Source organism: Phenylobacterium sp., from assembly GCF_031181185.1.
In the GTDB taxonomy this organism is placed as follows: Bacteria; Pseudomonadota; Alphaproteobacteria; order Caulobacterales; family Caulobacteraceae; genus Phenylobacterium.
On the sequence record NZ_JAPSKZ010000016.1, the window covers coordinates 1 to 20,213 of the forward strand.

The 20,213-nt window shown below is 71.5% G+C and carries 15 protein-coding genes and 1 riboswitch; of the genes, 6 read left to right on the top strand and 9 right to left on the bottom strand.

Annotated elements, in window-relative coordinates; translation table 11 throughout:
- Positions 1 to 1,400: sialate O-acetylesterase (locus tag RIF93_RS03295; protein ID WP_309088421.1), on the bottom strand; the 1,400-nt coding region annotated here is incomplete at its 3' end.
- Between the two features lie 77 nt (positions 1,401 to 1,477).
- On the bottom strand, positions 1,478 to 2,929 hold the full coding sequence (locus RIF93_RS03300) for a helicase HerA-like domain-containing protein (protein WP_309088423.1): 1,452 nt from the start codon (positions 2,927 to 2,929) through the stop codon (positions 1,478 to 1,480).
- A gap of 196 nt (positions 2,930 to 3,125) precedes the next feature.
- Between RIF93_RS03300 and RIF93_RS03305 the strand changes: the two genes are divergently transcribed.
- Both RIF93_RS03305 and RIF93_RS03310 read left to right on the top strand, forming a co-directional pair.
- The gene (locus tag RIF93_RS03305) at positions 3,126 to 4,247 is read left to right on the top strand and encodes an AI-2E family transporter (protein WP_309088425.1); all 1,122 of its coding nucleotides are present in this window, start codon (positions 3,126 to 3,128) and stop codon (positions 4,245 to 4,247) included.
- Between the two features lie 207 nt (positions 4,248 to 4,454).
- Entirely contained in the window at positions 4,455 to 9,305 is a 4,851-nt protein-coding gene (locus tag RIF93_RS03310) for an NAD-glutamate dehydrogenase (RefSeq protein WP_309088427.1), read from the top strand.
- Between the two features lie 11 nt (positions 9,306 to 9,316).
- Here RIF93_RS03310 and purH read toward each other — a convergent pair whose 3' ends face one another.
- The 5 genes from purH to RIF93_RS03335 form a co-directional block, all read right to left on the bottom strand.
- Complete coding sequence (gene purH, locus RIF93_RS03315) at positions 9,317 to 10,906, bottom strand: bifunctional phosphoribosylaminoimidazolecarboxamide formyltransferase/IMP cyclohydrolase (protein WP_309088429.1); 1,590 nt, start codon at positions 10,904 to 10,906, stop codon at positions 9,317 to 9,319.
- Between the two features lie 21 nt (positions 10,907 to 10,927).
- Positions 10,928 to 11,011, bottom strand: a riboswitch (ZMP/ZTP riboswitch).
- 7 nt (positions 11,012 to 11,018) lie between these two features.
- Positions 11,019 to 12,743 (bottom strand): heparinase II/III family protein, encoded by a 1,725-nt coding sequence (locus RIF93_RS03320; protein ID WP_309088431.1) that lies wholly within the window; start codon positions 12,741 to 12,743, stop codon positions 11,019 to 11,021.
- An 8-nt stretch (positions 12,744 to 12,751) separates the two neighbouring features.
- On the bottom strand, positions 12,752 to 13,411 hold the full coding sequence (rpe, locus tag RIF93_RS03325) for a ribulose-phosphate 3-epimerase (RefSeq protein WP_309088433.1): 660 nt from the start codon (positions 13,409 to 13,411) through the stop codon (positions 12,752 to 12,754).
- Between the two features lie 45 nt (positions 13,412 to 13,456).
- Positions 13,457 to 14,743 (bottom strand): transcription antitermination factor NusB, encoded by a 1,287-nt coding sequence (locus RIF93_RS03330; RefSeq protein WP_309088436.1) that lies wholly within the window; start codon positions 14,741 to 14,743, stop codon positions 13,457 to 13,459.
- 41 nt (positions 14,744 to 14,784) lie between these two features.
- Positions 14,785 to 15,168, bottom strand: a complete 384-nt coding sequence (locus RIF93_RS03335; RefSeq protein ID WP_309088438.1) for a hypothetical protein — start codon at positions 15,166 to 15,168, stop codon at positions 14,785 to 14,787.
- 99 nt (positions 15,169 to 15,267) lie between these two features.
- Between RIF93_RS03335 and RIF93_RS03340 the strand changes: the two genes are divergently transcribed.
- Positions 15,268 to 15,456: a DUF1674 domain-containing protein gene (locus tag RIF93_RS03340; protein WP_309088440.1), complete on the top strand. Its 189-nt coding sequence runs from the start codon at positions 15,268 to 15,270 to the stop codon at positions 15,454 to 15,456.
- 4 nt (positions 15,457 to 15,460) lie between these two features.
- Here RIF93_RS03340 and pyrF read toward each other — a convergent pair whose 3' ends face one another.
- Positions 15,461 to 16,183: an orotidine-5'-phosphate decarboxylase gene (gene pyrF, locus RIF93_RS03345; RefSeq protein ID WP_309088442.1), complete on the bottom strand. Its 723-nt coding sequence runs from the start codon at positions 16,181 to 16,183 to the stop codon at positions 15,461 to 15,463.
- A gap of 62 nt (positions 16,184 to 16,245) precedes the next feature.
- On the opposite strand from pyrF, the gene RIF93_RS03350 reads away from it, so the two are divergent.
- On the top strand, positions 16,246 to 16,932 hold the full coding sequence (locus tag RIF93_RS03350; RefSeq protein WP_309088444.1) for a MarC family protein: 687 nt from the start codon (positions 16,246 to 16,248) through the stop codon (positions 16,930 to 16,932).
- Positions 16,933 to 16,936: 4 nt separating this feature from the next.
- Here the strand turns inward: RIF93_RS03350 and RIF93_RS03355 are convergent, their stop codons facing one another.
- Complete coding sequence (locus tag RIF93_RS03355) at positions 16,937 to 17,737, bottom strand: SDR family oxidoreductase (protein WP_309088446.1); 801 nt, start codon at positions 17,735 to 17,737, stop codon at positions 16,937 to 16,939.
- 164 nt (positions 17,738 to 17,901) lie between these two features.
- On the opposite strand from RIF93_RS03355, the gene RIF93_RS03360 reads away from it, so the two are divergent.
- Positions 17,902 to 19,818 carry a potassium transporter Kup gene (locus RIF93_RS03360; RefSeq protein ID WP_309088448.1) on the top strand — a complete coding sequence of 639 codons (1,917 nt, stop codon included), beginning with the start codon at positions 17,902 to 17,904 and terminating at the stop codon, positions 19,816 to 19,818.
- 5 nt (positions 19,819 to 19,823) lie between these two features.
- On the top strand, positions 19,824 to 20,180 hold the full coding sequence (locus RIF93_RS03365; RefSeq protein ID WP_309088449.1) for a hypothetical protein: 357 nt from the start codon (positions 19,824 to 19,826) through the stop codon (positions 20,178 to 20,180).
- Positions 20,181 to 20,213 lie beyond the last annotated feature (33 nt).

Genomic DNA, 20,213 nt, shown 5'->3' on the forward strand with positions numbered 1-20,213 from the left:
ACCGTCCGAGACGGTCCGGGCGACCGGCTGGAAGGCGGAGCGGGCGTAAAGTCCTCCACCGTCGCCGGCGACCACGGCTCGGCGTCCCACACGAAGCGGTCGGCGCCCGCCCCGCCGAACAGCACGTCCGAGCCGCGGCTGGCCACGAGGGTGTCGGCGCCCGCTCCGCCTTCCAGCCGGTCGCCCGGACCGTCCGAGACGATCCGCACGCCGCCGGGGGAAGGCGGCGGCTCCTGCGGCGGCGGCGGCGGGGCTTCGCCGGCCTTGCCCTGCAGGCTTTGCCAGGTGAGGCCCGCCGCAGGCGTTCCTTCGAGCTGCACGACGTAGTTGGCCCAGGCGCCGCCAGGACCGTCGGGATCGACCAGAACCTTGGTTCCGCCCGCGCCGTCGTCGAACAGGAAGACGTAGCCGTCAGCCACCGGGTCGGCGCCCGAATAGCCGGCGCCCTTGAGCAGGGCTTGGACGTCCAGGCGATCCTCGCCGGCCGCGAAATCGGTCACGCGCGCCGGTGACCAGGGCTGGCCGGACCAGGCGAAGACGTCCGCGCCAGCGCCGCCGGTCAGCACGTCAGGCCCTTGGCTCGCGTTGAGCGTATCGGCGCCCGCCCCGCCGATCAGGGCGTCGCCCGGACCCGACGAGTTGATTACCCGGCCGCCGTCGGCCGGAGCCTCGCCGCCCGCCCGCCAGGCCTCGAACAGCCGGAAATAATCCGCGCCCGAAAGGCGGTAGCCCTCGGGCGAGAAGTGCAGCCCGTCGCCCAGCAGCGGATACGGGCGCGCATCGACGCTGTCGGCCGCGCCGTCAGTCTGGTCGATCTCGGCCTGGGCGTAGCGGACCTCGTTAGCGTGGGGCGAGCTGGAGTTGACCCGGTAGAAGCCGATCCGGCCGCCGGGGTCCTCCAGCCATTCCGCCCGGATGGCGGCGAACAGCTCCGGCAAGTTGGCGCGGTAGGCGCCGGCCGAGGCGGCGCTCTCGGCGTCTGTTTCACCCTGGCCCCAGAACACCGCCTGCGGCCGCGTTCCGCCCGCCGCGGCCGCGGCCCGGTCGATCATCTGGGTGGTGGCGTCGAAAATCTCGTCCCGGCTGCGCGGCGACCAGTCGTACTTCCAGGCGCCGGTGTCGGGCTCCAGCGGCGCGCCGCCCCACGCCGACTTGACGATCCGCAGCACCTCGTCCGGATGGGCGGCGCGGAAGTCGATGGCGAACTGAACCTCCGGCCCCCAGGCTTCCGGCATCGGACCGAAGCCGGTGTTCACGCCGGGCTTCATCTGCTCCCAGGCCTGGGCCTTGTCGTTCCAGATCAGCGTCAGCGGGTCGGGCGTCCAGGCTCCGGGCAGAGTGGACGCATTCATATAGGCGCCGCCGGTGTTCGACTGACCGGCGAAGACGACAAAGGCCAAGGCTAGCTCCCCAAGTGCTCCGAGAGTGTCGGACGCGAGACTCGGGAGGCCGGCTCAAAGTTCCGCTTGATGGCGCGCTATCGCCGCCGCCGCACCCCGCCGAGGACGCCGCGCATGATCTCGCGGCCGATCTGGTTGCCGATGGTGCGCAGCATGGAGGTGGCGAAGGCCTTGCCCATCGTCTCGAGTTCCGAAGGCTTCTCCCGGGGCGCGGGCCGCGCCTTCTCCGCTTTGGGCTCGGGCGTCGCGGCGGTCTCGACCGTCTTGCGCTGCAGGATCTCGTAGGCGCTTTCGCGGTCCTTGGCCTGATCGTAGAGGCCGCGCACAGGGCTCTGGGCCATGACCTGCGCCCGCTCGGCCGGGGCGAGCGGCCCCAGCCGCGAGGCCGGCGGGCGGATCAGGGTCTTCTGCACCACCGTCGGCGCGCCCTTCTCGTCCAGCACCGAAACCAGGGCCTCGCCGACGCCCAGCGCCTGGATGGTCTCGGCGGTGTCGAAGGCCGGGTTCGTGCGGAAGCTCTGCGAGGCCGCCTTCAGACCTTTCTGCTCGACCGGCGTGTAGGCGCGGAGCGCGTGCTGGATGCGGTTGCCCAGCTGGCCCAGCACCGCGTCGGGGATGTCGGCCGGGTTCTGGGTGACGAAATAGACGCCGACGCCCTTCGAGCGGATCAGGCGGACGACCTGCTCCACCTTCTCCAGCAGGGCGGACGGCGCGTCACGGAACAGGAGGTGGGCCTCGTCGAAGAAGAAGGCCAGGCGCGGCTTCTCGGGATCGCCGACCTCGGGCAGCTCCTCGAACAGCTCGGACAAGAGCCAGAGCAGGAAGGTGGCGTAGAGCCTTGGGTTCGAGATCAGCCGCTCGCCCGACAGGATGTTGACGTAGCCGCGGCCCGAGGCGTCGGTGCGCATCAGGTCGGACAGCTGCAGCGCCGGCTCACCAAACAGGTTGGCGCCGCCCTGGTCCTCCAGCATCAGGAGCTTGCGCTGGATGGTGGCGACGGTCGCGCCGGAGATGTTGCCGTAGCGGGCCGACAGCGCCTTGGCGTTCTCGGAGGCGTAGTTCAGGGCCGCCTGGAGGTCCTTGAGGTCCAGCAGCAGCAGGCCTTCCTCGTCGGCGGCGCGGAACACCACCGTCAGCACGCCCTCCTGCACGTCGTTCAGTTCGAGCATGCGCGCCAGCAGCAGCGGGCCCATCTCGGACACCGTGGTGCGGACCGGATGGCCCGCCTCGCCGAACAGGTCCCAGAAGACCACCGGGGCGGCCTGGGGATTAAGCGCGAGCTTCATGGACTCCGCGCGGGCCAGCATCTTCTCGTTCGGCTGGCCTGGGGCGGCGATCCCCGAAAGGTCGCCCTTCACGTCGGCGCCGAAGACCGGCACGCCGGCGTCCGAGAGCCCCTGGGCCAGGACCTGCAGCGTCACGGTCTTGCCGGTGCCGGTGGCGCCCGCCACCACCCCGTGCCGGTTCGCGCGGTCCAGCCGCAGGAGCTGCGGTTGGTCCGAGAACCCGATCAGGACGCCGTCGGTCATGGGCGCTTGCTCCGTGCGAGGTGGCTGGGCCGGCAAGCTAGCGTGGGGCGGCGGCGCGGGGCTAGCCCCGGCGAACACCGAACGAACGTTGCAGAAATCTGCGCCGCGCAGGGCAAAATCGCTCCCACTTTGCGGCAAAGCCGGGTAGAGCAGACCCGCATTGACGGCGGCGCCTTGGCCGCAGACAGTCCGAGCCATGCCAGCCCCCGCCGCCGACCCGGTCTCGCGCAACGCTCTGGTGATCCTTGCGGCGATTGCAGGCGGGGCCACCCTCTACTGGCTCTCCGAGATCCTGACGCCGCTGGCGCTCGCCATGTTCCTGGCGGTGATGATCGACGGCTTCGCCCGGGTGCTGCAGGCGCGGCTGCCGGGCGTCGGCCGTCGGGCCGCAACGCCGCTGGCTGTGATCCTCTCGATGGCGATCTTCGGCGGCGCGGCGTTCTTCGTCGCCGACAACGCCGCCAGCTTCGCGAACCAGCTGGTCACCTATACGCCGCGCCTGAACGGGCTGATCGCCCGCATCGCCGGGCTGATCGGCGTGGACGTACCGCCGACGGTAACCCAGCTGGTCCAGCAGCTGAATCCGACGCGTTACCTGGGCCAGGTGGCCCGCGGCCTGCAGGACTTCCTGTCGACGGCCGCCTTCGTGCTGATCTACCTGGGCTTCATCATCGCCTCGCGGCACGGATGGGAGCGCAAGGCGGTCAGCCTGTTCCCCAACCGCGATGAGCGGCAGGAAGCGGTGGCCGCCTTCCTGCGCATCCGGAACGGCGTCGAGCAGTACCTGTGGGTGCAGACGGTCACCGGGCTGATGATCGCGGCGGCGTCGTGGGTGGCCATGGCGGTGGTCGGCCTCGACAACGCGCTCTTCTGGGCGATCCTGATCTTCATCGCCTCGTACATCCCGATCGTCGGGGGGATCGTCGGGGTGGCGCTGCCGCCGATCTTCGCCCTCGTGCAGTTCACGACGCTCTGGCAGGCGATCGTGCTGCTGGGCGTCCTGCAGGCCGTGACCATGTTCGTCGGCAACGTCGTCCAGCCCCGGATGCAGAGCCGCAGCCTGAACATGGACCCGATCGTGCTCTTGCTGGCGCTCGCCTTCTGGAGCGTGGTCTGGGGCCTGACCGGCGCCTTCCTGTCGACGCCGCTGACCGTCATGACCATGGTGATCCTGGCCCAGTTCAAGGGCACCCGCTGGATCGCCGTGCTGCTGTCGGACGACGGCAATCCCGACCAGCTGCGCAACAAGCATCCCCATGAAACCCCTGACGCCGGCGTCTCGCACGAGCCCGCCGGACGCCGTTCCAAACGTTCTTGAGAACAGGGCCTTAAACTTGACCGCGTGCTTCCTATCTAAGGTGAGCCGGACCGCTACGTCGTCCGGCTGGTGCGTCCGCTCCCCAACCCCGCGGGCGCAGCGAGCACCCCGCGTTCCGTCGCCCCCCCACGGCGGAACCACGCGCCGCCGGACACTCTCCTCCGGCGGCGTTCTCGCGTCGGCCCTTCGCCTGGAAGGAGCCGCCCGATGAGCCGCCCCGCCAAACCCGCTGCCCTGGTCCGCGCCGTCGTCGCCGAACTGGACGGCGATTCCGCCAAGGGTCCGGCCAAGGCGTTCGCCACCCAGGCCGCCGCCGATGCGGCCGCCGACGAGCTGCCGGAACTCTCCACCGCCGAACTGGCCCGCAACCTCGCCGACTTCTGGCGCTTCGCCGAGCGCCGGCGGGGCCGCGGCCCGCAGATGCGCATCGCGCCCGTCGAAGGCGTGAACGCCGGCGGCCTCGATCGGCTCGAGATCGTGCAGGACGACGCGCCGTTCCTGGTGGACAGCGTCATGGGCGAGATCGCCGACCAGGGCCTGTCGGTCCGCGCCATGTTCCACCCCATCGTCACCGTCCAGCGCGACCGCGCGGGCCTGCGCGGCGAGACGGGGACGCCGCGCCGGGAGTCGATGATCCAGGTCGTGCTGGAGCCCATCGGCGCCGACCGCGAGCAGATGCTGCTGAAGGGCGTGGAGGCCACGCTGAAGGACGTCCGGGCCGCCGTCGACGACTTCCCGGCCATGCTCGCCCTGATGGGCAAGACCCTGAAGGAGCTGGAGGCCTCGGGCCGCGCCAGCGAGGAGGAACTCGCGTTCCTCACCTGGCTGCACGCCGAGCACTTCGTGTTCTTGGGCGCCCGGGTCTACGAGTACCCGCGGACCAAGTCCGGGGACTACGCGCCCGAGGAGCCGCTGTACCAGCCCACCGACGGCCTGGGCGTGCTGCGCGACCCCGGGCGCACCGTCCTGCGCCGGGCCAACGAGCCTGCCATCCTGATGGGCCAGGTTAAGGACCGGCTGGTCTCGGATCCGCCGCTCACCGTCGCCAAGTCGAACGTGAAGAGCCTCGTCCACCGGCGCGGCTACATGGATTACGTCGGCGTGAAGCGCTACGGCGCCGACGGCCGGCCTACGGGCGAGGTCCGCTTCGTGGGCCTGTTCACCGCCGAGGCCTACGACCAGCCGGCCAGCGCCGTGCCGCTGATCCGCGAGAAGGTCGCCCGCGTGCTGGAGCGCGCCGGGGCCGCGCCCGGCAGCCACAACGAAAAGCGCCTGAAGAACATCGTCGAGAACCACCCGCGCGACGAGCTCTTCCAGTCCAGCGAGGACGAGCTCTTGTCGCTGGCGCTGGGCATCCTGCACCTCTACGACCGGCCGCGGGTGCGGGTGTTCGAACGGCGTGACCCGTTCGACCGCTTCGCCTCGGTGCTGCTGTACGTGCCGCGCGACCGCTACGATTCCGACATCCGCAAGCGGGCCGGCGAAATCCTGGCGGAGGCCTACGGCGGCCGCGTCTCGGCCTTCTACCCCAGCTTCTCCGAGACCCCGCTGGCGCGGGTGCACTACATCATCGGCTTCACGCCCGGTCAGCATCCCTGGCCCGACCTGCGCCAGGTGGAGGCCCAGATCGCCGAGGCGGCGCGCACCTGGGAGGACCGCTTCGAGGCCGCGGTGCGGGCGAGCGGCCGCGAACCCGAAGAGGTGATGGCCACCGTCGCCGCCTATCGCGAGGCTTTCCCCGCCGGGTACCGCGACCGCTTCGACCCGGCCGAGGCCCTGCACGACGTCGCGACGATCGAGGGCTTCGAGCCCGGCCAGCCGATCCGCGTGCGCGCCTACCGCACCGCGTCGGACAGCGCCCTGCAGTTCCGCTTCAAGCTGTACCGCTGCGGCGAGCCCGCGCACCTCGCCGACGTCCTGCCGATCCTGGAGAGCATGGGGCTGAAGGCGATCGCCGAGGCCGGATTCCCGATCGCCCGTGAAGGCAAGCCGCCCGTGTGGGTGCACGACTTCGAGCTGGAGGACCCCCGCGGCGCCAACCTCGTCTTCGCCGAGGTGAAGGAGGCCTTCGAGGCCGCCGTCGTCGCCGTCTGGACCGGCCAGACCGAGAACGACGGCTTCAACCGCCTGGTGCTCGAGCTGTCGATCCCCTGGCGCGACGCCGCGCTCGTCCGGGCGCTCGCCCGTTATCGCCAGCAGTCCGGGCTGGACCCCAGTCAGCGCGTGCAGGAGCAGGCGCTGTCGAACCATCCGGCGGTCGCCCGCCTGATCCTGGACCTGTTCCGCATCCGCTTCGATCCTGCGATCGCCGCCAGCGCGGCCGAGCGCAAGCGCCAGGGCGACGCCGTGATGGGCGAGATCGTCGAGGCTCTGCAGGCGGTGGAAAGCCTGGACGACGACCGCGTCCTTCGCCGCCTGGCCCTGCTGGTGCAGGCGATCCAGCGGACGAACTTCTACCAGCCCGGCCCCGACGGGCAGCCGAAGCCCTACATCTCGTTCAAGGTCGCGAGCGGCGAACTGGCCGACCTGCCGGCGCCGAAGCCCTTCCGCGAGATCTTCGTCTGGTCGACGGCCGTCGAGGGCGTGCACCTGCGCTTCGGCCCGGTCGCCCGGGGCGGCCTGCGATGGTCCGACCGCCGCGACGACTTCCGCACTGAGGTGCTCGGCCTCGTGAAGGCTCAGCAGGTGAAAAACGCCGTCATCGTGCCGGTGGGCTCGAAGGGCGGGTTCTATCCCAAGCAATTGCCGAAGGGCGGGGCGCCCGACGCCGTGCGCGCTGAGGCGATCCGCGCCTACAAGACCTTCCTGTTCGGGCTGCTGGACGTCACCGACAACCTGACTCCCGACGGCAAGGTCCAGCATCCCGCCAACGTGGTGGTTCACGACGGCGACGACCCGTACCTGGTGGTGGCCGCCGACAAGGGCACCGCCACCTTCTCCGACATCGCCAACGGGGTGGCCGAGAGCTACGGCTTCTGGCTGGGCGACGCCTTCGCCTCGGGCGGCTCGGCCGGCTACGACCACAAGGTCATGGGCATCACCGCCCGCGGCGCCTGGGAGGCGGTGAAGCGCCACTTCCGCGAACTGGGCAAGGACATCCAGTCCGAACCGTTCACGGTGGTGGGCTGCGGCGACATGTCGGGCGACGTGTTCGGCAACGGCATGCTGCTGAGCCGTCAGATCCGCCTGCTGGCCGCCTTCGACCACCGGCACATCTTCCTCGACCCGAACCCGGACCCGGCGGTGAGCTACGCCGAGCGCGAGCGCATGTTCGCCCTGCCCCGATCGTCCTGGGACGACTACGACAAGAAGAAGATCAGCAAGGGCGGCGGCGTGTTCGCCCGCAGCCTGAAGTCCATCCCGCTGACGCCGGAAGTCCGCGCCATGCTGGGCGTGGAGGCCGAGGCCCTGTCCCCGGCCGAGCTGATCAACGCCATCCTCAAGGCGCCCGCCGAACTGCTCTACCTGGGCGGCATCGGCACCTATGTGAAGGCCCGGCACGAGGCCAACGCCGAGGTGGGCGACAAGGCGAACGACGCCATCCGGGTCAACGGCTCGGAACTGCGCGTGAAGGTCGTGGGCGAGGGCGCGAACCTGGGCCTCACGCAAGCGGGCCGCATCGAGTTCGCCCAGAGCGGCGGCCGGGTGAACACCGACGCCATCGACAACTCGGCCGGCGTCGACAGCTCGGACCACGAGGTGAACATCAAGATCACCACGGGGATGCTGGAACGCACCGGCGAGCTCACGCGCAAGCGGCGGGACACCCTGCTGAAGTCGATGATCGACGACGTGGCGGCCCACGTCCTGGCTCACAACTACGACCAGACGCTGGCGCTCAGCCTGCTGGAAATGGATACGGTCGGCGAACTCCAGCCGCACGCCCGGTTCATGAGCGAACTGGAGAGCCGCGGCCGCCTCGACCGGACCGTCGAGGGCCTGCCCGACAACCTGGCCATCGCCGAGCGCCTCCAGGCCGGCCGCGGGCTGACGCGCCCGGAGCTGGCCGTGCTGCTGGCCTACGGCAAGCTGGAGCTGAAGCGCCAGATCGTGGCGACCGAGGCGCCCGACGACCCTTGGTTCGAAAGCAGCCTCGAGGCCTACTTCCCGAAGCCGCTGCGCAAGTGGACGGACCCGATCCGCCGCCATCGGCTGCGGCGGGACATCATCGCCACCGTCGTCGCCAACGACATGGTCAACCGCTGCGGGCCGAGCTTCCCCAGCCGGATGATGGCGGCGGCGGGCTGCGACGTGGTCGCCCTGCTGGCGGGCTACGAGGCCGCCAAGGTGGTGCTGGACTTCGAGGCGCGCTGGCAGGCGGTCCGCGCGCTGGACCTGCAGATCCCGGCGCACGGCCAGCTGGCCGTGTTCCGCCGCCTGGTCGCCTCGCTGCGCGGAGCGACCTTCTGGCTGGCCCGCCGGGCAGCTCGCGAAGGCCTGGACGTGGCGGGCCTGACCGACCGCTATGCGCCGGGCTTCAAGAGCCTGGATCGGCTGACGCCCGAGATCCTGCCAATCGTCGAGCGCGTGGCTGTGGAGACGCGGGCGCGGCAGCTGGTCGAGGCCGGCGCGCCCGGGGACGTGGCCCGCACGGTGGCCGCGCTCGGGCCGCTCACCACCACCGCCGACCTGGTGGACCTGGCCGAGGCCTCGAGCTGGCCGCTGCCGAACGTCGCGCGCCTCTACTACGCCGCCGGCGAGGCCTTCGCCTTCGACCGCCTGCGGGCCGCGGCGGGCGAGTTCCGGGCCGGCGACCTCTTCGAACGCACGGCCCTGCGCCGGCTGATCGAAGACCTGCTGGCCGAGCAGGCGCAGCTGACGCGGGCCATCATGGCCTTCGCGGGCAACGCGCAGGCCGGTTCCGACGCGGTTCACGCGAAGGACGCCGTCTCCTCCTGGGCGGGGCTGCGCCGTGAGCAGGTGCAGGCGGCGACGCGCACGGTCGACGAGATCGAGGCGGCGGGCGGGTCCTGGACCTTCGCCAAGCTCACCATCGCCAACGCCGCCCTGCGCGAGTTGGCGCAGGAGGCGGCGAGCGGACGCAAGCGGCGGGGCTGAGGCCCCGCCGGCTAGTGTCGGAACACCCGGACGCCGGTGAAGACCATGGCGATGCCGCGCTCGTCGGCGGCGGCGATCACCTTGTCGTCGCCGATGGAGCCGCCCGGCTGGATCACGGCGGTGCAGCCGGCGTCTGCGGCCTGGATCAGGCCGTCCGGGAACGGGAAAAACGCTTCCGACGCGCAGGCCGAGCCGGTCAGGTCCAGGCCGAAGTCGGCCGCCCGTAGCGCTGCGATCCGCGCCGAGTCCTTGCGGTTCATCTGGCCCGCGCCGACACCCAAGGTCTGGCCGTCCCTGGAGTAGACAATCGCGTTCGACTTCACGTGCTTGGCGATGGTGAAGGCGAACAGCATGTCGCGGATCTCGGCTTCGGTCGGCGCGCGCTTGGTGACCACCTTCAGGTCGGCGGGCGTCAGGCGCGCGTCGTCGCGGGCCTGCACCAGGAAGCCGCCCGAGACGGACTTGAACGTCTCGCCGGGCGCGGTCGGATCGGGCAGGCCGTCGGTGACCAGCAGGCGGACGTTCTTCTTCTTGCGGAACAGCTCGACGGCGTCCTCGTCGGCCCCCGGCGCGATCACCACCTCGGTGAAGATCTCCAGAACCTTGGCGGCGGTGGCGGCGTCCAGACGGGTGTTCAGGGCGACGATGCCGCCGAACGCGCTGGTCGGGTCGCAGGCCAACGCCCGCTCGTACGCTTCCGAGAGGCTCTTGCCGGTCGCCACGCCGCACGGATTCGCGTGCTTGATGATGGCGCAGGCTGGGCCGGCGTCCGCGAACTCGGCGATCAGCTCGAAGGCGGCGTCGGTGTCGTTGATGTTGTTGTAGCTGAGCTCCTTGCCCTGCAGCTGCCGGGCGGTGGCGACGCCGACGCGCGGGTTCGGAAAGCGGTAGAAGGCGGCGGCCTGGTGCGGGTTCTCGCCGTAACGCATCGTCTGCACCAGCTCGCCGGCAAGCGCCTTGCGGGCCGGGGCGGCGTCGCCCAGCTCGGCGGCGAACCAGGCCGAGATGGCCGCGTCGTAGGCCGCGGTGCGGGCGTAGGCGCGGGCGGCCAGCCGCTTGCGCAGCGCGAGGGAAGTGGTCCCGTCGGCGGCGACCTCGGCGATCACCTCCTCCATGTCGGCGGGCTGGGTGCAGACGGCGACATAGCCGTGGTTCTTGGCCGCCGAGCGGATCATCGCGGGACCGCCGATGTCGATGTTCTCGACCGCGGTCTCATAGTTCGCGCCGGCTGCGACCGTCGCCTCGAACGGATAGAGGTTCACATAGACGAGGTCGATGGCCCCGATGCCGTGGGCCTCCATCGCCGCCTTGTGTTCGGCCGCGTCGCGGACGCCCAGCAGACCGCCGTGGACGATCGGATGCAGGGTCTTCACCCGGCCGTCCATCATCTCGGGGAAGCCGGTCAGCTCGGAGATGTCCTTCACCGCCAGGCCGGCGTCGGCGATCGCTTTCCGCGTCCCGCCCGTCGAAACGAGTTCCACGCCCTTGGCGGCGAGCGCTCTGGCGAAGTCGATGAGGCCCGTCTTGTCCGAGACGGAGATCAGGGCGCGGCGGACGGCGACGCGATCCGGGGCGGGCGGAAAGTCGGGGGCGGCGGGCACGGCGGACTCCTGGCTTCGGTGGAAGAGGGCCCAGGCGAGCGGCGGATATGGTCCAGCGCGCTCCCCGGTGGTCGCCCACCTTCATCGCCAGTCACGCGCGGATGGCTGCGGATTAGGCCTGCTGTTTCGGCGGGTCAACCGGGGCTGCGGCCGTTGAGAGCTTCCACCGCACGCGGGCGCCGGAATCGGCGCGGGCCTGCCCGCGCAGGACGATCTGCTGGCTGCGACGAGCCTCGCCGTCCTGGCAGTAGACCGAGGGCTCCAGCGACACGTCCAGGGCGTCATTGCGCAGCCACCAGCCGGCGTCGTCGCCCTCGGGCTTCAGCAGGACGCTCTTGCGGTCGCGGGCGATCAGCGCGCTGACGTCCGGGTGCAGGTGGAAGCGCACGGTGAACGGGATGAACCGACGGTCCGAGCCCTTGGCGGCGTTGAGCGCCGTGAAGCGGTCTTCGCCACGCACCTCGTCGCCGGTCACGTCGAGGTAGAGCCGCCGCTCGTGGCGCAGGCCGAAGCGGCGCGCCCAGCCGTCATGCGCCATTTCCAGCCAGACCGCCCCCGGCGCCTCGCGCCGCTCGACCACCGTCGCTCCGCAACCGTCGGCCAGCCGGGGCCCCAGCACGGCCGCCGGAAAGCCCTGCAGCGGTGCGCCGCAGGCCTGGTCGCCCAGTGAGGCGGTGGAGGCGGCGTCGACGGTCCGCAGGGCGCCGTGGCCCGACCCCTCCGGCGACCATCCCGAGCCGACGATCAGCCGCTTGCCGCCTGCCAGGGCTTCGAGCGCCAGCGGTTGGCCGCAGGCGGCGGCGCTCCAGGCGCCCTGCGCCGGCGGAGCCGCGTCGGCGAGGAGCTGCAGCGCCTGGCCCTCCAGCCGCTGGTAGCCGTTGCAGGCGGGCGGAACAGGCCGGTCGGCCAGCACGTCCTGGGCGCGCGCCGCCGCGACGTAGCCAGGCGGCAAGGCCTCGCCGCCCTGGAACGCCGCCAGCCGCCCGTCGGCCAGGGTGAAGAAGCGCACCGCAACAGCCAGCCGGTCGATGCCGCGCGACACCGCCTCGGGCGCGGGCCGGCCCATCTGGGTCAGCGCCTCGTCGAGGGTGGCGAGGTCGAACAGCAGCTCCAGCGCCGCTTGCGGGCTGCGGCTGGCGTGGCCGCCCTCGGGCGCAAGCGTGTCGTCCAGCGCGCGGTCCAGCGCCGCGAGCGCCCGGGCCAGCAGCCGCTCGGCGGCCTTGCCCGACAGCGCCGCAGCGCCCACGGCCGCGGCGCAGGCGCGCTCGGCGGCGCGGGCCGGCCCGCCGCCCTGGTCGAGCAAGGTGCGCACCTGCCGCGCCAGGCTGGCGGCGATGCGCCCCGTCTCGGCGTCGGACGCCCCTGCGCAGATGGTTCGCGCCGCGCACGCCAGGTTGAACACGCGCCGCTCCAGCACCTCCGGACTCCACGCGAAGCTGTTCCAGGCGCCGAAGACCCGCAGCCAGTCGAGCGTCAGGCGCAGACCTTCCGTGACGCCCTCGCCGCCTGCGGCGAGCAGGTCGCGCATCCAGCCGAAACGGTGCAGGGCCGTGGCGAAGCGGCGGTCGGGGCTGGGCCGGTCCCAGGGATCGCCGCGCGGACCGACGGCCAGGGTGGAGCCCGCCAGGACGAAGGCGCCGGCGAGGATGCGGCGCCCCGCCTCGGGATCGGCGGGCCGCAGGTCGCGCGGCTGCACCCCCAGGCCCTCGACCCTGGGCGCGCCCACGGTCCAGCGATAGGGGCCGGAGCCCTGCCATTCGTCGACGAGCCGGCGCGCCGTCCAGACGCCGGCCGCCAGACCCCATGCGGCGCCGGGCAGTCGGAGCGTGGGCGCCATGACGGGGATCAGCCCCGGAGGGCTTCGATGTTGGCGGCGTAACGCTCGGGCCCGCCGCGGAACACGGCCGAGCCCGCCACGAGCGCGGTGGCGCCGGCGGCGATGCACTGGGGGGCGGTCTCGGGCGTCACGCCGCCGTCGACCTCAAGGAGGATGTCGAGCCCGGCCTGATCAATCATCCGGCGCAAGCGCTCGACCTTTCTGAGCTGTGACGAGATGAAGCTCTGGCCGCCGAAGCCGGGGTTCACCGACATCACCAGCACCAGGTCGATGTCCTCGAGGATCCACTCGATCACCGAGGGATCGGTCGAGGGATTGAAGACCACGCCCGCCTTGGCGCCCAGCTCGCGAATGCGCTTCACCGTGCGGTGCAGGTGCGGCCCGGCTTCCGGGTGGACGCTGATGATGTCGGCGCCGGCGGCGCGGAACGCCTCCAGATACGGATCGACCGGGGCGATCATCAGGTGGACGTCGAACGGCAGCTTGGAATGCGGCCGAAGCGCCTTCACCACGTCGGGGCCGATGGTGATGTTCGGCACGAAGTGGCCGTCCATCACGTCCACATGCACCCAATCGGCGCCGGCGGCTTCGATGGCGCGCACCTCCTCGCCCAGCTTCGCGAAGTCGGAAGCGAGGATCGAGGGCGCGATGATGGTCCGTCCGGCCATGAGCCCCGCCTTAATCTGATGCGGCGCTCGAGGCCAGAGGGGGCCTCACCCGCTGCGGATCATGCGGGCGATGAAGAAGCCGTCGGTTCCGCCCGCGAGGTGGTGGGGCAGGATCCTGAGCGTGCCGTTCGGCAGCAGGCTGGCCTCGGGCGCGCCGCCTTCGCCGGGTTGGATGGGGTCCAGCGTGAACTCGTGGGCGCGCTTCAGGAACGCCTCGACCTGCGCCTCGCCCTCCTCCGGCTCCAGCGAGCAGACGCAGTAGACGAGCCGGCCGTCAGGGCGGACTCGGCGGGCGGCGGCGTCCAGCAGGCGCGACTGCAGGGCGGCCAGCTTGGGGATGTCGGCCGGGCTCGCGACCCACAGCACGTCGGGATGGCGGCGGTAGGTGCCGGTGGCCGAACAGGGGGCGTCCAGCAGCACGGCGTCGAAGCGGCGGCGATCCGTCCACTCCGTGGCGTCGGCGGTCACCACCTCGGCGGAAAGGCCGGTGCGGGCCAGGTTCTCGGAGACGCGCTTCAGCCGTCCGGCCGACTTGTCGACGGCGGTCACGCGCGCGCCGGCGGCCGCCAGCTGCAGGGTCTTGCCGCCGGGCGCGGCGCAGAGGTCGAGCGCGGTCTCGCCCTCCTTGACGGCCAGCAGGCGCGCGGGCACGGCGGCCGAGGCGTCCTGCACCCACCAGCGGCCCTCGGCGAACCCCGGCCAGGCCTGGACCTCGCCCTTCAAGCCGACGCGCAAGGATCCGCCCGGCAGGTCCTGGGCCTCCAGAGGCGCCGCGAGGTCGTCGGCGGGCGACTTCAGGGTGATGTCCGTGGCCGGCTCCTCGGCGACCATGCCGGCCATGGCGCGGGCGGCCTCCGGCCCGAACGCGCTGCGCCAGCGCGCGGCGAGCCACTGCGGCGCCAGCAGGTCGGGATCGTCCAGCTCGGGCGGCTCGCGGGTCAGGCCGCGCAGGACGGCGTTGACCAGGCCCTTGAACGGCGGGCCGCCCTTCTGGCGCGCGGCGAGGTCGACGGTGGCCGAGACGGCCGCGTGGGCCGGCGTCTTCAGCACCAGCAGCTGGGCCGCGCCCAGCCGCAGCACCTGGACGATGCGGTCCGGGGGCGGCTTCTTCAGCCGGGCCTGCAGGGCGGCGTCGATGGGGCCGAGCCGGCGCAGCGTCGCCATGGCCAGGGCCCGGGCGAAGGCGCGGTCGCGGGGCGCGAGCCGTCCCAGCGCCGGATGGGTGAGGCCTTCCTCCAGGCCCGCCCGCCGCGACAGGGCGGCGTCCAGCAGGTCGAGGGCGGCGGCGCGCGCGGGTTGGCCCGCGGCGGTTTCGGTATCGGTCGAGGTCACGGACGCCGGCCTGCCTGCAACGGGCGGCCGGCGCAAGGGCTTTAGCTGGCGGCGCGGCGGCCGGCCATCAGGACGCAGACGCCGAACAGCGCCATGCTGGCGACCACCAGCAGCTCGCCGGCCATCAGCGCCGGGACGATCGGCGGCCGTCCGTGCACGATCTTGTAGAGCTGGGACAGCAGCAGCAGGTTGCCGACGTTGGCGACGGCGAACACCGTCCAGCCGAGGCGCGCCGGCGCCTTCGCGCCCGCCACGCCGTAGAAGGCGCCCATCAGCGCAAGACCGGCCCATCCCAGCAGGTTGATGTGGGCGTGCAGCGGACGCATCGTGAAGTCCTGGGTCGCCCCCATGAACATGCCGAGGATCATTCCGACCAGCGCATAAAGGACGGCGGCGGCGAAGAACGCCGTAGAGAGTCGAGACATGTTTGCTTCCCCCGAAGCTTAAGCGGGCGCGGGATAAACCAGCGTTCCCCGAACAAGGCAAGCATGGATTCCGGAGGCGGACGAGCCTAAATCGTCCGCATGGACGACACGCCTGAAAACGCCGCACCCGGCAAGGACCTGACGCCGGCGGCGCGCCGCGCGCTGGAGGAGGCCGCCGCGCGCCGCAAGGCCGCCGAGGCCCTGCCGCCGGAAGAAGGCGGCCCACGCGGCCCCGAGCCCACCCGCTTCGGCGACTGGGAGCGGAAGGGGATCGCGATCGACTTCTAGGAGCTCAGGCGCCCGCCATCTCCGCCGCCACGCGCAGGGCGGCTTCGCGCGGATCGTTGGCCGCGGTGATCGGCCGCCCGCAGACGATATGGCTTGCGCCCGCCTGCAGCGCCTCTCGCGGCGTCGCCGCCCGGGCCTGGTCGTTCTTCGCCGACCAGTCGGGCCGGACGCCCGGCGTCACCACCAGGAAGTCCTTGCCGCCCAGCGCACGGGCGAGCGAGGCCTCGTGCGGGCTGGCGATCACCCCGTCGCAGCCGGCGGCGATCGCCTGGTGGATGCGACGCTCGACCAGGGCGCGGGCCCCGTCGACAAAGCCCATTTCGGCCAGGTCGGCGTCGGTCAGGCTGGTCAGCACCGTAACCGCCAGAACCTTCAGGTTCGACGCGCCCTTGCCGCGAACCGCGGCGGCCATCACCTGCGGCTCGCCGTGCACGGTGAGGAAGTCGCAGCCGGCGCCTGCCAGCACCGCCGCCGAACGCTGCACCGTGGTGCCGATGTCGTGCAGCTTCCAGTCGAGGAACACCTGCTTGCCGGCCGCCTTCAGCTCGCGGGCCAGCGTCATGCCCTCGCCGCCGGCGAAAAGTTCGAGGCCGACCTTGTAGAAGGTGACCGCCTCGCCCAGCGCCTCCACCATCGCTCGCGCCTCGTCCACGCTGGGCAGGTCCAGCGGCACGATGAGCCGCGGATCGGCGGCGACGGGGGCTTGCGCAAGGGCGGCGGCGGCCATGGGATGGCTCCGGTGAAGCCGCGGGGTGGTCCGCGGTCGAGGTTTCAGGCTAAGACCCAGGCATGAGCCAGGCCGAGTTCGCGGTCAACTTCTTCGTCGCCCTGTTCGCCCTGCTGGACCCGCTGGGCAACGTGCCGCTGTTCGCCGCGGCGACGGCGGGCGCGCTCTCGAAGGACCGCGCGCTGATCGCGGTCTACATCGGCCTGTTCGTGCTGGGCTTCCTGACCTTCTTCTACTTCACAGGCCTCAGCCTGCTGGAGTTCTTCGGCATCTCGCTGCCGGCCTTCCGCATCGCGGGCGGCATCATCCTGCTGCTGCTGGGCCTGGAGATGGCGCGCGACGACTTCACCGCCACCTTCGCCGACGCGGCCGAGGCGGCGTCGGGCGATCCGCGCAGCGCCGCCAAGCGCCGGTTCGAGCGGATGATCGTCCCCTTCGCCATGCCGCTGCTGATCGGCCCCGGCGCCATCTCCACGGTCGTCATCTACGCCAGCCAGGCGCGGCAGTTCGGCCTCTCGGGCGCGGCCACGGGCGTGGGCGTGATCGGCGCGGTCGCGACCGCCACGGTGCTGGCCTTCATGGCCACGCCGATCATTTCGCGGATCCTGGGCCGGATCGGCCTGACCATCGTCGTGCGCGTGCTGGGCCTGATCCTCTGCGCGCTGGCCGTGCAATTCCTGTTCGCCGGTCTTTCCGAGGCGACCAACGGCTTCATCTCGCCCGAAGCCGCCCACCCGTACGGCGAATAGCGGCTCAGACCTTGCGGAAGCGCTGGCCCTGGCTGGCGATCAGGGCGAGGCCCCACTCGTCGGGCATCACCTTGGCGACCGCGGCGATGGCCTTGTTGGGCGCGCCAGGGACGCAGACCGCGCGGCCGGCCTCCACCGCCTCATAGCCCGCGGCAGCCACCTCGTCGGCCCCCAGCCACATCCAGGGCGGCGTGGACGCGCTGACCATCGCCCGGGTGCCGTTGACGTCGTGGAATTCCGAGAACGTGAAGCCGGGGCACAGGGCAGTGACGTGCACGCCCTCGCCGGCGGTCTCCAGCGACAGGCTCTGCGAGAACTTGATCAGCAGGCTCTTGGACGCCGCATAGAGCGTGTGCCCGGCCGCTCCCGGGATCAGGCCCGCCAGCGAGGCGACGTTGACGATCCGGCCGAACCGACGCTGCAACATGCCTGGCAGCACCCGGTGCGCAAGCTCGCAGGGGGCGGTGACCATCACCTGCAGGAAGGCCGCCTGGTCGGCCCAGCGGGTGTCGGCGTAGGCCCCGGGCAGGCCATAGCCGGCGTTGTTCACGAGGGCGTCCACCGTGCGCCCGTGGGCGGTGAGGTGGTCCAGGATCTGGCCGGGCCCCTCCGGCTGCGCCAGGTCGGCCGCGACCGTCAGGGTCTCGACGCCGTACCGCAGGCGGATTTCGTCGGCCAGGGTCTCCAGCCGGTCGCTGCGCCGGGCGGTCAGCGCCACGTCGTAGCCGTGGCTCGCCAGGATGCGCGCGAACGCCGCGCCAATGCCGGCGGATGCGCCCGTGACGAGGGCCAGCCTGCGATCCATGTCTCCAAAACCCCCTTCGACGCCCGGGCCTAGGAATACGTGCGCCGCCGGTGCGCGCAACCCGCGCCATTGAACCCGGCTTCCTTTGGGTGTATCGCGCCCGCCGCGTGACGGCATGGGGCCGCCAAGGGAACACTTCTAAGTTCGGTTCCCGGAGACTGTGGATGGCTGATCCGGCCGGCGCTCCCAACGGGGCGGAGGGGACGCATCACGCGCCCAAAGAAGGTTTTCTGGCGCTGGCGGTGGCGTCCGTCGGCGTCGTGTTCGGCGACATCGGCACGAGCCCGCTCTACGCCATGCGAGTGGCGCTCGCCAACACGGCCAGCGGCGGCGCGGACGAACGAACGGTCTTGGGCGTCGTGTCGCTGATCACCTGGGCGCTGATCCTCATCGTCACGATCAAGTACGTCGTCTTCCTGATGCGGGCGGACAACAAGGGCGAAGGTGGCACCCTGGCCCTCATGGCGCTCGCGCAGCGGCTGCTCAAGGGGCACAGGTCGGCCGGCGTCTTCTTCCTGGGCGTGATCGGCGCGGCGCTGTTCTACGGCGACGGCGTGCTGACGCCGGCGGTGTCGGTGGTCAGCGCGGTCGAAGGCCTGAAAATCGCCCCGGGGGTCGGCGAGGCGCTCGCGCCCTACGTGCTGCCCATATCGGTCGGCATTCTGGTCGCACTCTTCATGGTGCAGTCCAAGGGGACCGCCAGCGTCGGCAAGTTCTTCGGCCCGATCACCGTCGCCTGGTTCCTGACGCTCGGCGCGCTGGGCGCCTACCACATCTTCGACGACCCCTCGATCGTACGGGGCCTGCTGCCGCACTACGGCGTCCTGATGCTGCTGGACAACGGCGTCCTGGGCTTCCTGATCCTGGGGGGCGTCTTCCTGGCGGTGACCGGCGCCGAGGCGCTGTATGCCGACATGGGGCATTTCGGGAAGGGCCCGCTGCGCGCTGCCTGGCTGTACCTCGTGCTGCCGTGCCTGCTGCTGAACTACTTCGGTCAGGGCGCTCTGGTGCTGGCCCACCCCGAAGCGCGGACCAACCCGTTCTTCGAGATGGTGCCCGAGCAGGTCTACTGGCCGGTGCTGCTGCTGGCCACTGCCGGCACCATCATCGCCAGCCAGGCGGTGATCACGGGCGCCTTCTCAGTGACGCAACAAGCGGTGTCGCTGGGACTCCTGCCGCGCATCGACATCCGTCGCACCAGCGAGACCCAGGCCGGCCAGATCTTCGTGCCGCAGGTCAACATCATGCTGCTGCTGGGGGTGCTCGGCCTCGTCGCCCTGTTCCAGACGTCGGACAACCTGACCGCCGCCTATGGCATCGCCGTGACGGGCGCGATGCTCGTCGACACCCTGCTGTTCTTCGTGATCATCCGCCACCTATGGAAGCGCCCGCTCTGGCAGGCGGCCCTGGGCGCCGGCTTCTTCGGCGTCATCGACGTGGTGTTCGTAAGCGCGAACCTGCTGAAGATCCCGCAGGGCGCCTGGGCCCCGCTGGTCCTGGGCGCGGCCCTGGTGCTGATCATGTGGACCTGGACGCGCGGGGCCCGCATCCTCACCGACAAGACCCGCCGCGACAGCGTCTCGATGGCCGAGCTGGCCGACATCCTGAAAGCCCGCGCCCCGCACCGGGCGCCCGGCACGGCGATCTTCCTGACCTCCGACCCCGACACCGCGCCCGTCGCGCTGATGCACAACCTCAAGCACAACAAGGTGCTGCACGAGAAGAACATCATCCTGACGGTCCAGACCGCCGAGACGCCGCGCGTGAAGGAAGCCGACCGCATCCGGATCGAGCCGCTGAACGAGGACTTCAAGAAGGTGATCATCACCTACGGCTTCATGGAGAGCCCCAACGTGCCCAAGGCGCTGGGGCTGTGCCGCAAGGCCGGGCTGAAGTTCGACATCATGGCCACCAGCTTCTTCCTCGGCCGCCGGTCGGTGGTCCCGTCCGCGCAGTCGGGCATGCCGCTCTGGCAGGACCGGCTGTTCATCTTCCTGATGAAGAACGCCGCCAACCCGACCGACTTCTACAAGATCCCGCCCGGCCGCGTGGTCGAGCTGGGCACCCAGGTGACCGTCTAGTGTCGGTGAGCCTGCTCTCGGTCCTGGGCGACGCCCTGTGGATCGTGGCCATGGCCATGATCGCCTCGGGCGCGCAGCGGTTCTGGCGGCGCCTTTCCGCCGACGCGCGCGTGCCGATGCCCTGGGGCTTCAGCCGGCTGCGCGGCGGCCGGGTCGCGGCGCTCGTGCTCGCCATCGGCGTCCCACTTTTGGCTGGCCTGGCGCTCTCCGCCATCGCCCGCGACCCGGGCCTTGCCCCCGACCGGGTGCTGCTGGCCTTCCTGGCGCGGGCCGTCACCGCGCCCCTGTTCGTGCTCGCCCACTACGCCTGGATCCGCGCCGCGTCGCAGACCCTCGAGGCCGAAGGCGCACTCAAGCCTTGAACCGCCGGCCCGCCTGCCCTTAAAGGCGCGCGT